The 12,185-nt window shown below is 72.0% G+C and carries 13 protein-coding genes; 9 read left to right on the top strand and 4 right to left on the bottom strand.

Annotation, left to right across the window (positions count from 1 at the left end):
* Positions 1-7: 7 nt before the first annotated feature.
* The 7 genes from N538_RS0109630 (at position 8) to N538_RS29455 (ending at position 7,325) form a co-directional block, all read left to right on the top strand.
* Positions 8-844 (top strand): FAD binding domain-containing protein, encoded by an 837-nt coding sequence (locus N538_RS0109630; protein WP_028637136.1) that lies wholly within the window; start codon positions 8-10, stop codon positions 842-844.
* Positions 841-1,422 carry a (2Fe-2S)-binding protein gene (locus N538_RS24660; protein WP_081790390.1) on the top strand — a complete coding sequence of 194 codons (582 nt, stop codon included), beginning with the start codon at positions 841-843 and terminating at the stop codon, positions 1,420-1,422. The genes N538_RS0109630 and N538_RS24660 overlap by 4 nt, the downstream gene beginning before the upstream one ends.
* Before the next feature lie 138 nt (positions 1,423-1,560).
* A complete protein-coding gene (gene cutA, locus N538_RS0109620; protein ID WP_028637135.1) occupies positions 1,561-3,939 on the top strand; it encodes an aerobic carbon-monoxide dehydrogenase large subunit in 2,379 nt (792 codons plus the stop codon).
* A complete protein-coding gene (locus tag N538_RS0109615; RefSeq protein ID WP_028637134.1) occupies positions 3,936-4,571 on the top strand; it encodes an SRPBCC family protein in 636 nt (211 codons plus the stop codon). Before cutA ends, N538_RS0109615 begins: the two co-directional genes overlap by 4 nt.
* Positions 4,568-5,944: an amidase gene (locus tag N538_RS0109610; protein ID WP_028637133.1), complete on the top strand. Its 1,377-nt coding sequence runs from the start codon at positions 4,568-4,570 to the stop codon at positions 5,942-5,944. Before N538_RS0109615 ends, N538_RS0109610 begins: the two co-directional genes overlap by 4 nt.
* A gap of 218 nt (positions 5,945-6,162) precedes the next feature.
* Positions 6,163-6,972: a DUF222 domain-containing protein gene (locus tag N538_RS29460; protein WP_081790389.1), complete on the top strand. Its 810-nt coding sequence runs from the start codon at positions 6,163-6,165 to the stop codon at positions 6,970-6,972.
* The gene (locus N538_RS29455; protein ID WP_081790388.1) at positions 6,858-7,325 is read left to right on the top strand and encodes an HNH endonuclease signature motif containing protein; all 468 of its coding nucleotides are present in this window, start codon (positions 6,858-6,860) and stop codon (positions 7,323-7,325) included. Before N538_RS29460 ends, N538_RS29455 begins: the two co-directional genes overlap by 115 nt.
* 13 nt (positions 7,326-7,338) lie before the next feature.
* Here N538_RS29455 and N538_RS0109595 read toward each other — a convergent pair whose 3' ends face one another.
* From N538_RS0109595 to N538_RS0109580, 4 genes are all read right to left on the bottom strand, one after another.
* On the bottom strand, positions 7,339-7,650 hold the full coding sequence (locus tag N538_RS0109595; protein ID WP_155992028.1) for a hypothetical protein: 312 nt from the start codon (positions 7,648-7,650) through the stop codon (positions 7,339-7,341).
* Between the two features lie 23 nt (positions 7,651-7,673).
* Complete coding sequence (locus N538_RS0109590) at positions 7,674-8,354, bottom strand: DUF1684 domain-containing protein (protein ID WP_028637129.1); 681 nt, start codon at positions 8,352-8,354, stop codon at positions 7,674-7,676.
* Positions 8,347-9,045: a VOC family protein gene (locus N538_RS0109585; RefSeq protein ID WP_028637128.1), complete on the bottom strand. Its 699-nt coding sequence runs from the start codon at positions 9,043-9,045 to the stop codon at positions 8,347-8,349. The genes N538_RS0109590 and N538_RS0109585 overlap by 8 nt, the downstream gene beginning before the upstream one ends.
* Positions 9,046-9,881: 836 nt before the next feature.
* A complete protein-coding gene (locus tag N538_RS0109580) occupies positions 9,882-10,127 on the bottom strand; it encodes a DUF2630 family protein (protein ID WP_028637127.1) in 246 nt (81 codons plus the stop codon).
* Positions 10,128-10,188: 61 nt separating this feature from the next.
* On the opposite strand from N538_RS0109580, the gene N538_RS0109575 reads away from it, so the two are divergent.
* Both N538_RS0109575 and N538_RS0109570 read left to right on the top strand, forming a co-directional pair.
* The gene (locus tag N538_RS0109575) at positions 10,189-10,854 is read left to right on the top strand and encodes a lysophospholipid acyltransferase family protein (RefSeq protein WP_028637126.1); all 666 of its coding nucleotides are present in this window, start codon (positions 10,189-10,191) and stop codon (positions 10,852-10,854) included.
* A gap of 92 nt (positions 10,855-10,946) precedes the next feature.
* The gene (locus tag N538_RS0109570; protein ID WP_028637125.1) at positions 10,947-12,182 is read left to right on the top strand and encodes an amidohydrolase family protein; all 1,236 of its coding nucleotides are present in this window, start codon (positions 10,947-10,949) and stop codon (positions 12,180-12,182) included.
* Positions 12,183-12,185 lie beyond the last annotated feature (3 nt).

Raw genomic sequence — 12,185 nt, 5'->3', positions numbered from 1 at the left:
TGACTGAGTGAAGCCAGCACCCTTCGACTACCGCCGGCCGGGGACGCTCTCGGAAGCGATCGCGGCCCTGGCCGGCGAGCCGGACGCCAAGGTGCTGGCGGGTGGCCAGAGCCTGGTCCCGCTGCTGTCCATGCGTCTCGCGGCACCGTCGCTGCTGGTGGACATCAACGGGCTCCCGGGCCTGGACACCATCGAGGTCACGGGCGAGGGCGACGAGCCGGGCGTGCGCGTGGGGGCGCTCGCCCGGCACGCCGCCGTCCTGGCCTCGGACGACGTACGCCGCGTGCAGCCGCTCGTCCCGCTCGCGCTCGCCGACGTCGCCCACGCCACGATCCGCAACCGCGGCACCACCGTCGGGTCGATCGTGCACGCCGACGCGGCCGCGGAGATGCCGGTGGTGCTCACGCTGCTCGGCGGCTCGGTCGAGGTCGAGGGACCGTCGGGTCGCCGGACGATCCCCGCCGACGAGCTCTACGTCGGCCCGCTCGAGTCCTCGGTGGGGCACGACGAGATCGCGGTCGCCGCGTTCTTCCCGGCCCTGCGGCCCGGTGCCGGGGTGGGGTTCGAGGAGATCGCCCGGCGGCACGGCGACTACGCCCTCGTCGGTGCGGCAGCGCTGGTCGAGGGGGAGTCGGTCCGGGTCGGGTTCCTGTCCGTCAGCGACGTGCCGACGGTCGTCGACCTGTCCGGTGTCGCCGACGACGAGCTGGGCGACGCGGCCCTCGCGCAGCTCGAGCCGATGGACGACATCCACGCCACCGCGGCGTACCGCTCTCAGCTCGTGCGGGTGCTCACCACGCGGGTGGTTCGATCTGCACAGGAGATGGCTCGGGAGGGCATGTGAGCGAGGAGCTGCACGACGTACGGCTGACGGTGAACGGGACGACCCACGAGGTCCGGGTCCCCGCACGCCGGCTGCTGTCGGACGCGCTGCGCCACGACCTCGGCCTCACCGGCACCCACGTCGGTTGTGAGCACGGCGTCTGCGGCGCCTGCACGATCCTCGTCGACGGTGCCCCGATGCGGTCCTGCCTGATGTTCGCGGTCTCAGCGGCGTACCACGAGCTCACGACCGTCGAGGGCCTGGCGAACGACGACGGCTCGCTCGGCCCGGTCCAGCAGGCGTTCATGGACTGCCACGGGCTGCAGTGCGGCTTCTGCACGCCGGGCTTCCTGACCACGATCACGGCCGGGTTGCGGCAGAACCCGCACCCCACGCACGACGAGGCGCGCGACATGATCGCGGGCAACCTGTGCCGCTGCACCGGCTACCAGAACATCGTCAAGGCGGTCGAGCGAGCCGCGGAGCTGGCGGGCACGGCAGCGGGTGAGTCGCCGCCGGAGCCGCCGCGCCCCGGGTCGGCGCAGCTACCGTCCGAGGACCGGGACGAGGACACCGCGTCGACGGGACTGGGTGCATGAGCACCCCACGGAACTGCGGGCTTCCCCCGCTTCGCTCCGCCACCCCGCACTTCCGAGGGGACCCCGCATGAGCACCCCACGGAACTGCGGGCTTCCCCCGCTTCGCTCCGCCACCCCGCACTTCCGAGGGGACCCCGCATGACGACGAAGCTGATGGGCCAGGGCGTGAAGCGGGTCGAGGACCAGCGCTTCCTGCGCGGCCAGGGCCGGTACGTCGACGACGTCGCGATCGGCTCCGACACGCTGCATGCCGCCGTGCTCCGGTCCCCGCACGCCCACGCGCGGATCCTCGACATCGACGTGGCCGACGTCCTCGACGTCGAGGGCGTGCACGCGGTCTACACCTACGACGACCTCACCGGCCCGATGGCCGAGCCGTTGCCGCTGCTGATCCCGCACCCGGCGCTCACGCACGGGCGCACGCAGTACGCACTGGCGAAGGACGAGGTCAACTACGTCGGCGAGGCGATCGCGTTCGTCGTCGCCGAGGACCGGTACGTCGCCGAGGACGCCGTGTCGCGGATCCGCGTCGACTACGAGTTCCTGACGCCGGTCGTCGGCGTCGACGCCGCGCGCGCCGCGACCGCGCTCGTGCACGAGGACGTGCCCGGCAACGTCGGTGCCAGGCTGGAGCAGAGCGTCGGCGACGCGGTCACCGCTATCGCGAACGCCCCGCACCGGCTCGAGCTCGACCTGACGATCGAGCGCAGTGCGTGCATGCCGATGGAGGGCCGCGGCACCGTCGCCCGTTGGGATCCCGACATCAACCGGCTCCAGGTCTGGACGTCCACCCAGAGCTCGACCGGGGTCCGTGCCGCGGTCGCGGTCAAGATGGGCCTCGACCTCGGCCAGGTCGACGTGATCACGCCGGACGTCGGCGGCGGCTTCGGGGTGAAGATCAACCACCCGTGGCCCGAGGAGCTGCTGGTGCCGCTGGCGGCCCGGGCGCTCGGCCGCACGGTGAAGTTCACCGAGGACCGCCGCGAGCACTTCATCTCCTCTGCGCACGAGCGCGGCCAGGTGCAGCACATCGAGGTCGGATTCGACGACGACGGCCGGCTGCACGGGCTGGACGTCGAGTTCTGGCACGACCACGGCGCGTTCACGCCGTACGGCCTGATCGTCCCGATCATCACCTCGACCCAGCTGCTCGGCCCCTACAAGCCGCAGAACTACCGGGTCGTGTTCGAGTCCCTGTACACCAACACCGTGATGGTGACGCCGTACCGCGGAGCCGGCCGGCCACAGGGCTGCTTCGCCATGGAGCGGACGATGGACGCGATCGCGGCGTACCTCGGCAAGGACCGCGCCGACGTGCGTGCGCTGAACTTCATCCAGCCCGACGAGTTCCCCTACGACCAGGGGCTGATCTTCCAGGACGGCCGCGAGCTCGAGTACGACTCCGGTGACTACCCGGCGTCGTTGGAGAAGCTCAAGGAGCTCGTCGGCTGGGACGAGTTCCCGGCGTTCAAGGCGGAGATGGCGGCCCAGGGACGGCAGGTCGGCATCGGCCTCGCCTGCTACGTCGAGGGCACCGGCGTCGGTCCGTACGAAGGCGCCCACGTGCACGTCGAGACCTCCGGCAAGGTCAAGGTCGCGACCGGGCTCACGACGCAGGGACAGGGCCACGCGACGGTGTTCGCGCAGCTGGTGGCCGACGAGCTCGGCGTGAAGTTCGAGGACGTCGAGGTCGTCACCGGCGACACCCGCCGGATGCCGTACGCCGTGGGCACGTTCGCCTCACGCGCCGCCGTGATGAGCGGCTCGGCGATCCACCTCGCCGCGAAGCGGACCAGGGAGAAGGTGCTCAAGATCGCCGCCGAGGCGCTCGAGGCCGACGAGAACGACCTCGAGATCGTGGACGGCGTGGTGTCGGTGAAGGGCTCGCCCGGCAACTCCATCGACCTCGGCACCGTGTCGGTGCTGTCCAACCCGCTGCGCTACGCCTTCGACGAGAAGTCCAGGGCGGCCACGCAGTTCTCGATCGGCGACCCCGGCAAGCCCCCGGTCGCGGAGGACGAGGAGCCGGGCCTGGAGGGCAAGGACTTCTACTCGCCCGAGCGGGCGACGTTCGCCTCCGGCATGCACGCGGTCATCGTCGAGACCGATCCGCTGACCGCCGAGATCACGATCCTCAAGTACGCCGTCGTCCACGACTGCGGCCACCTGATCAACCCGATGATCGTGGAGGGCCAGATCCACGGCGGCGTGGCCCAGGGCGTCGGGGGAGCGCTCTACGAGCGGATGGCGTACGACGAGTCCGGGCAGCTGCTCAACGCGTCGTTCATGGACTTCCTGATGCCCTACGTCACCGAGATCCCGGACGGCATCGACATCGACCACCTCGAGACGCCGTCCCCCCTGAACCCGCTCGGCATCAAGGGCGCGGGCGAGGCCGGCGTGATCCCGTCCGCCGCCGTGTTCGCCGCCGCCATCGAGGACGCCGAGGGCCTGACCATCACGGCGATGCCGATCTCGCCGTCCGAGCTGTACACCCTGCGCCAGGAGCACTCATGAAGATCGCTGGATCGAACGTCGTCGAGCAGCCCGTCGAGAAGGTCTGGGAGGCGTTGCTCGACCCGCGCGTGCTGGTCGCGACCATCCCGGGCTGCGAGCGGCTGGTCGCGACCGGCGGCCCCGGTGATCACGCCTACGACATGACCGTGACGGCGGGCGTGGCCGCGATCAAGGGCACGTACCAGGGCCAGTGCACCCTCTCGGACCTCGTGGAGCACGAGGGCATGACCATGCGCCTCTCGGGTGCGGGTGCGCCCGGCACCATCGACGCCACCGTGCAGGTGTCGTTCGCCTCGCCGACCGCGGACACCACGGCCATCTCCTACGAGGCGGACGCGGTCGTCGGCGGCATGGTCGGCGGCGTCGGCCAGCGGATGCTCACCTCGGTGTCCAGGCGGATGGCCGGTGAGTTCTTCGGCAACGTCGGCCGGACGCTCTCCGCCCCGGTGACGGCCGCGGCCGGTGCGTCGGAGCAGGTCGCCGTCGGCGAGACCCCGGCCGGGGCCGCGGTCTTCTCCGCGCCGCCTCGCTCCGCCGTCTCGTCGCAGGGCGACTTCGCGAAGGGCATCGCCGTCGGGGCCGGGCTGGTGGTGCTCGGGGTCGTGGTCGGGCGATTGTTCGGCCGCCGATGACTCTGACGGTCGAGTCGACCGCACGCGACCAGGCGGCCGCCGTACGCCGGCGCGAGATCTCCGCGCGTGAGCTCCTCGAGCTGCACCTGGCGCGGATCGCGAAGCGCAACCCCCTGCTGAACGCCATCGTCTCGCTCGACGAGGAGCGGGCTCGCGAGGGAGCGCTGGCGGCAGATGAGGCGCTCGCGTCCGGCGTCGAGGTCGGGCCGCTGCACGGGCTGCCGTTCGCGTTCAAGGACACCCACGAGGTCGCGGGGTGGCGGACGACGTACGGCTCGCCGCTGTTCGCCGACCACGTCCCGGACCGGGACGAGCTGCTCGTCGAGCGGGTACGCCGCGCCGGTGTGGTGGTGATCGGCAAGACCAACGTGCCGGAGTTCGCGGCCGGCTCGCACACGTTCAACACGCTCTTCGGCACGACGTTGAACCCGGTCGACCCGAGCCGGTCGGCCGGCGGCTCGTCCGGCGGTGCGGCGTGCGCGCTGGCGTCCGGCATGGTCCCGCTCGCGGACGGCTCGGACATGGGCGGCTCGCTGCGCAACCCGGCGTCGTTCTGCGGCGTGGTCGGGCTGCGGCCGTCGCTCGGGCGGGTGCCGGAGTGGCCGCAGTCCAACCAGTGGGAGACCACCTCGGTGGGCGGCCCGATGGCCCGCAACGTCGGTGACCTGGCGTTGCTGCTGTCGGTGCTCGCCGGACCCGACCCCCGTGCGCCGCTGGCACTGGGCGACTCGGGCTCCTCGTTCGCACCGCCCCTGTCCGGCTCGCTGTCCGGGCTGCGCGTGGCGCTGTCGGTCGACCTGGGCGGAGCCTTCGAGGTGGACGACGAGGTGGCCGCGATCGTGTCCTCGTCGGCATCGGTCTTCGGGAGCGTCGACTCCGCCCACCCGGACCTCTCCGAGGCCGACGACACGTTCCGCACCCTGCGGGCCTGGCACTTCCAGGCGCGGTTCGGCGCGCTCCTGGCCGAGCACCCGGACGCCTTCAAGCAGTCGCTCGCCGACAACATCCGGCTCGGCGAGGCGCTGACCGGTGCCGACGTCGCCCGCGCGTACGCCCAGCGCACCACGCTGTCGGAGCGGATGCGGGAGTTCTTCTCGTCGTACGACGTGCTCGTGCTGCCGGTGTCCCAGGTGCCGCCGTTCCCGGCCGACCAGGAGTTCCCGACCTCCATCAACGGTCAGCCGATGGCGACCTACCTCGACTGGATGCGTGCGGCGTACTTCATCACCGTCACCGGCTGCCCCGCGATCTCGGTCCCGTTCGGCCACACCGCCTCCGGCCTCCCGGTGGGGATCCAGATCGTCGCCGCCCACGGCCGCGACCGGTTCCTCCTCGAGGTGGCCGCGGCGTTCGAGGCGGCGGTTGCGGGGTGATGTCCGCGGCTCTCGGGCCGTGGGGTGGTGGCGACCGAAAAGGCAGCTACGGGAGCGGTGGGCGGGTGGTCGCCGTCGGTTCCCGGCTTGCGGGCCCGCCGGGGGCCGCGCGGCCTGTGGAAAGCGTCTCGGAATCGTGACCTGTTCGTTACCCAGATCCCTGTGGAGCAAGGGCTTCTGGGCCTCTCACTGTCGGTGCTCGATGCTTGAGTGGACCCATGACAGCGATGGCCACACCCCGGCACCGGGTCTCGGTGGCCGTCGCCCACGCCCACTCCCAGATCGATGCGGTCGCCGATGCGTCGGTGTGGTCCATGGAGCCCGCAGAGACCACGACGACGCTGATCGAGCTGACCCGGTTGAAGGCAAAGGTCGCCGAGCTGGAGGCCCGGGTGGCCGAGCACGCCGACGACGAGGCCGTGGATGCGTGGGCGCATCGGACCCGGCAGACCAGGCCCGTGGTGCTGGGCCAGGTCAACCTCGGGCAGGCGCTGGTGACCCGCGGTCATGTCCGCGACGCGCTGGCCGCGGGTGACCTGGTGGTCGAGCAGGCCCGGGTGATCGTCGCCGCGCTCGACCAGCTGCCCGGCGACCTCGACACCGCCCTGGTCGATCGCGCCGAGCGGCACCTGGTCGCCGCCGGACGCGAGCACACCGCCCCGAGGTTGCGGGTCCTGGGCAAGCGGCTGATGGACGTGGTCGCACCCGACCTGGCGGATGAGTACGAGGCGCGGCAGCTCGCCCGCGAAGAGCGCGACGCGCTGCTCGCCACCAACCTGGTCATGGCCGACGACGGCCACGGCAAGACCCACGGCCGGTTCACCGTCCCGTCCTTCCACGGCGCCGCGCTGAAGAAGATGCTGCTCGCGATCGCCGCCCCAAACGGCAGGACCCGCAGGAACCCAGCGTTCCGCTGCGGCCCGGACCCGAACGGAGGGGCCGGGCGTTCTGCGAGCTCATCGAGCGCTACCCCGCCCACCAGCTCCCGCAGACCGGCGGGGTGTCGGCGACCGTGGTGGTCACCATGACCCTGGAGGCTCTCGAGGGCCGGCTCGAGCAGGCCGCACGCCTGGACACCGGGGAGAAGATCACCGCCGCCACCGCCCGCCGGCTGGCCTGCGAGGCCGGGATCATCCCCGCCGTGCTCGGCGGACCCTCGGAGGTCCTCGACCTCGGCCGCACCCGCCGGTTCCACACCAAGGCACAGCGCATCGCGATCGGGATCCGGGACCAGCACTGCACCGAGCCCGGCTGCGACTGGCCGCCGGCGATGTGCCACGTCCATCACGACATCCCCTGGAGCCGCGGCGGACCCACCGACGTCGACCACGGCAGGCTCCTCTGCCCGAAACACCACACCAGGTTCCACCGTCGGAACTAGGCCGACCCGGGCCTCATCCCGTAGCGCGGTGCCGGGATCGACGCGGGACCGGCTCGACCCCGACCGGCGGCCATGCTCGTTCGTCGTGCACGACCTCCGCCCACTCGCCGGCGGGGTACTGCTGGGCGACCTTCGTGGTCGCGGGTTTCCAGAAGAGGACGTCGCGGCTGTCGTCGAGGCGGTCCCGGACCCGGCGGAACAGGTGCGCGTAGACCGTCAGGACGCCGTGGACCTCCTGGCATGAGTAGTCGATCCACCGCGTCTCGCCGCGGATCGTCTCCCAGGCATCGAGGTGGGAGGTCGTCCTCCGCACCGTCACAGCCATGCGGCCACGCTAACCGAGCCCGGCTAGGACATCAGGGGCACCTGCTCGCCCGCGTCCACCGCGAACGGCAGCGTGTTCTCCGCCGGCGGTACGGGACACGTGGCGAAGTCGGTGTAGGCGCACGGCATGTTGTGTGCTCGGTTGAAGTCGAGCTCGACCGTCCCGTCGGCTGCCGGGGGAGAGGTGAGCAGCTGCCGCATGGCGGCGTACGTCGTGACGCCAGAGGTCGCGTCGCGGAACAGGATCCACAGGCGGCCGTCGTCCTCCGGCCACGCGACCAGCCGGTGCTCGGCACCGTCGCGCTCGAACACGACAGCCCGGGAGCGTCGGAGGCGGCCCGCGACGACCCACGCGGGGTCGGGCGGATAGCAGGGCGTGCCCCGGTAGGTGCGCAGGTTCGCCGAGTCGGGACGGCGGGGCCGCACGATCACCCGGCCGTCGCGGTCGGCCACCTCCGCGGTGACGCCCAGGAAAGCAAGGGTCAGGCCGTCCTCGTCGACCGGCCCCAGCCGGCGCTCGCCGTCGTCGAGGGTGACGACGGGGCCGTCCTGCTCGCTGCGCCACTCGCCGGGCAGGTCGTCGAAGCGCTGCGGCTCGGCGGTCAGCCAGTGGATGGCGGTGATCGCCAGCCACCCGTGCGGGTCCCGCAGGCGCGCCTCACGGGCGGTCCGCCAGGTCTGCCACTCGGCCAGGAAGTCACCCATGAGCGAGGCAGAACTCGTTGCCGTCGGGGTCGGCCAGCTGCGCCTGGTCGAGCCGGGTGGCGCCGAGGGCGACCAGACGCGCGACCTCGGCTGCCCGGTCGGTGCCGGCGGAGGGCACGAGGTCGAGGTGCTGGCGGCCCGCGCCGGTCTTCGGGGCCACCGGGGGACCGCTCCAGGTGATCTTGGAGCCGCCTCGCGGCGACTGGATCGCAGTCTCCTCGTCCTGGTCCCAGACCAGTGGCCAGCCGAGCGCCTCGCTCCAGAAGTGGCCGACCCCGCGGGTGCCCTCGCAGTTGATGGCGCCGATGCGTCCGCAGCCGTCGAGGAACCGGTTCCCGGGCCCGATCACGCAGAGCTCGTTGCCCTCGGGATCGGCGAGCGGTACATGGTGCTCGTCCGGGCCGAGCACGAAGTCGAGGTGCCGGCCGCCGCGGGCGAGGACCAGCTCGACGGTGGCGCGCTGCTCGTCCCAGGTCGAGCTGGTCAGGTCGAGATGGACGCGGTTCGGACCGGCCTTGCCGGCGGTGGCCGGGAGGAACCGCAGCCGGTAGCCGGTGTCGTCGCGGGGCACGAGGGCGACGCGGTCCGCGGCGTCCGTCACCATCTCCCACCCCAGCAGCTCGGACCAGAACCGCGCGAGCGCGGTGGGGTCGTGGGCGTCGAAGCAGAGGGCGGCGAGGTCGGAGGCCACCCGCGCGACGCTAGGCGGCCGGCGAACGCCGACGCAACGCGATTCTTTTCCACAGCCTCCGGTGGAAAACCTGGGGACAATGGCCCGGTCGGCTGTGGAGTACCGGGGTCGTACCTGTGGGCGACCGGCCAGTTCCTGTGGGACCCGAAGTTTGTGGGCGAAAGCCCTTGCGCACCGGTTCGCGACGGGCATAGAACTTCTCCCACGCCCTCCGGCAACGGAGAGCGGGACAGCTCGGAGACGAGGGTCCGAACGACGCGAGCCGGCTTGCCGGAGCGCGGCGCAGCGGCTGGGTGACGAGGTCGCTGGGACCGGAGTGGATGAGCTGTCGACCGGAAGCGTCACCGGTACCGGTCACCCGAAGGGCCCTTGCGACTCATACTCGCAAGGGCCCTTCTCTTGTGTCCGGGCCCGGGTGCCCGCGGATCGCCGTCCTCATGCGCCGGCGGCGTCGCCGACGACGACTCTCCACAGGAATCCCGCTCAACTGTGGGAATCGGAGCACTTCCTGTGGACGACGAGGCGTCGATCTGTGGAGCAGTGGGTGACTTTCGGTGGAACCGAGGGAATGTCGGCGAAAGCCCTTGCGCAGCTGTTCCCCGAGGGCATAGAACTTCTCCCACGCCCTCCCGCAAGGGAAGGCGGGACAGCTCGGAGACGAGGGTCCAGACGGAGGTTCGCCGGCTTGCCGGTGGGCCGCCGCGGTGGCTGGGTGATGAGGCCGCCGGGACCGGAGTGGAAGAGCAGTCGACCGGGAGCGTCACCAGTACCGGTCAACGAAGGGCCCTTGGAACTCATACTTCCGAGGGCCCTTCACCTATTTCGCCCCGGCTCCGCTACTGGCGGTAGTTCTCCACCGTGCCCGGCGGACGTACGGCGGTGTCGGCCGGGTCCTGGCCGGCGGCCCGCCGGGCCCGCCGCTGGCGGAGGAGGTCCCAGCACTGGTCGAGCTCCACCTCGATGCCGCGGAGCTTCTCGTGCTCCTCACCCGGGGAGATGTCGCCGTCCGCGAGCGAGTCGCGCAGGCGGTGCTCCTCTTCGATGAGCGACTGGATGTGCTGCTGGATGTCGACGTCGGCCATCTCGCCAGTGTGGCACCGAGTCGATAGACCGACGGGTAACCGCGACACTGGGGCGGTGGTCATGTACTCGGTCCTGCACACGGTGGTCCCGCCCCTCGCCAAGGTGGTCTGGCGCCCGACGGTGACCGGCCTCGAGAACGTGCCGCGCACCGGGGCGGTGATCCTGGCCAGCAACCACCTGAGCTTCGCCGACTCGCTGGTGATCCCGATCGTGGCGCCCCGCAAGGTGCACTTCCTGGCGAAGTCCGACTACTTCCGCGGCGGCGGGGTGAAGGGCACGCTGCAGAAGGCGTGGTTCGAGGGGATGGGCATGCTGCCCGTCGACCGCGACGATCCGCGGGCGGCGATCGCCAGCCTGGACACCGCACTCGCGGTGCTCGCCGACGGCGGGGCGTTCGGCCTCTACCCCGAGGGCACCCGCTCGCGTGACGGCCGGCTCTACCGCGGCCGCACCGGCGTCGCGCACCTCGCGCTGACCGCGAGCGTCCCCGTCGTCCCCGTGGGCATCACCGGCACGGAGCGGCTCCAGCCGGTCGGCGCCCGGTTCCCGCGCGTCGTGCCGATCTCGGTCACCTTCGGCGACCCGATCCAGGTCGCGGGCCGGTACGACGGCGTGCCGCTGGGCCGGGCGCGGCGCGAGGTCACCGACGAGATCATGCGCGCCATCCAGGCCCTGTCCGGCCAGGAGGAGGCCGGCGTCTACAACGACCGGGCCCCGGACGCCTAGGACGTCTGCTGGCAGATGTTGCCGGAGAACGGGCCCTTCGTCGGCAATCGATGCCGTGGCCCGCTGCGGAGCCGGACCGGTTGAATCGACGCGTGCCCACCCACCAGCTCGTCGTCGCGGACGCGACGCTGCGCGGTCGGGACGGGCGCTTCCAGATCGGCATCGACGAGGGCCGGATCGCCGCCGTCACGCGGGACCCCCTGACCGGCGCCGAGGAGATCGACGCCGCCGGCGGCCTGGTCACCGAGAGCTTCGCGAACGGCCACCTGCACTTGGACAAGGTGCACACGCTGGACCGGATCGGCGACGCCGCGCTGACGGCGTACACGTCCGGGGAGATGGGCTCCGCGCTCCACTCCATCGAGCTCGCCTCGGCCGTCAAGGCCGACTACGACCGCAGCTGGATCGAGCCGAACGCCCGCGCGGCGGTGCTCGAGGCGGTCCGGTACGGCGTCCGCCACGTGCTCGCCTTCGCCGACGTCGACACCAGGGCGCGGCTCGAGGGCGTCGTCCCGCTGCTCGCGCTGCGCGAGGAGTTCCGCGGCGTGGTCGACCTCCAGGTGGTCGCGTTCCCCCAGGACGGCCTGGTGCGCGACCCCGGTGCGGAGGAGCTGGTGCGCGAGGCGATCGACCTCGGTGCGGACGTGGTCGGCGGCATCCCGTGGATCGAGCACACCGACGCCGAGGCCCATGAGCACGTCCGCCGGATGTGCGAGCTCGCCGCGGCGCACGGCCGCCGGGTCGCGATGCTGGTCGACGACGCCGGTGACGCGAGCCTGCGCACCACCGAGATGCTCGCGACCGCGATGCTCGAGCACGGCCTCGAGGGCCGCGGCGTCGCGAACCACGCGCGCGCCGTCGGCCTCTACGCCCGGCCGACCCTCGAGCGCCTCGCCGGCCTCGTGAAGCGCGCCGGCCTCGGCTTCGTCAGCGACCCGCACACCGGCCCGCTGCACCTCCCGGTCCGCGAGCTCACGGCGATGGGGGTGCCGGTCGCGCTCGGCCAGGACGACATCGAGGACGCGTACTACCCGTTCGGCCGGCACAACATGGTCGAGGTCGCGTTCCTCGCCGCGCACGCTCTCGAGGCGGTCGACAGCGCCGGCATCGACCTGGTGTACGACGCCGTCACCACGACCGCCGCCGACGTCCTCGGCGTGGCCGGCCACCGGCTCGCCGAGGGCGGCAACGCGGATCTCGTCGTCCACCCGCACCCGACGCTCCGCGAGGTCGTCGGCCACCACGACGCGCCGGCGTACGTCGTCGCGTCGGGCAGGCTGGTCGCGAGCTCGACCTCCACCACGACGTTCCACCTGGAAGGACACTGAGCC

Origin of the sequence: Nocardioides sp. URHA0032 (assembly GCF_000620645.1) — a bacterium.
Classification (GTDB): Bacteria; Actinomycetota; Actinomycetes; order Propionibacteriales; family Nocardioidaceae; genus Nocardioides.
The sequence above is the reverse complement of the archived record's forward strand: the minus strand, read 5'-3'. Positions and strand labels throughout refer to the sequence as shown.

Excerpts from the sequence above, each read along its gene's own strand:
- N538_RS0109595 (WP_155992028.1), bottom strand. The coding sequence starts at position 7,650 with ATGGCTGTGACGGTGCGGAGGACGACCTCCCACCTCGATGCCTGGGAG.
- cutA (WP_028637135.1), top strand. The coding sequence starts at position 1,561 with ATGACGACGAAGCTGATGGGCCAGGGCGTGAAGCGGGTCGAGGACCAG.
- N538_RS0109615 (WP_028637134.1), top strand. The coding sequence starts at position 3,936 with ATGAAGATCGCTGGATCGAACGTCGTCGAGCAGCCCGTCGAGAAGGTC.
- N538_RS0109610 (WP_028637133.1), top strand. The coding sequence starts at position 4,568 with ATGACTCTGACGGTCGAGTCGACCGCACGCGACCAGGCGGCCGCCGTA.
- N538_RS0109590 (WP_028637129.1), bottom strand. The coding sequence starts at position 8,354 with ATGGGTGACTTCCTGGCCGAGTGGCAGACCTGGCGGACCGCCCGTGAG.
- N538_RS0109580 (WP_028637127.1), bottom strand. The coding sequence starts at position 10,127 with ATGGCCGACGTCGACATCCAGCAGCACATCCAGTCGCTCATCGAAGAG.
- N538_RS29460 (WP_081790389.1), top strand. The coding sequence starts at position 6,163 with ATGACAGCGATGGCCACACCCCGGCACCGGGTCTCGGTGGCCGTCGCC.
- N538_RS0109575 (WP_028637126.1), top strand. The coding sequence starts at position 10,189 with ATGTACTCGGTCCTGCACACGGTGGTCCCGCCCCTCGCCAAGGTGGTC.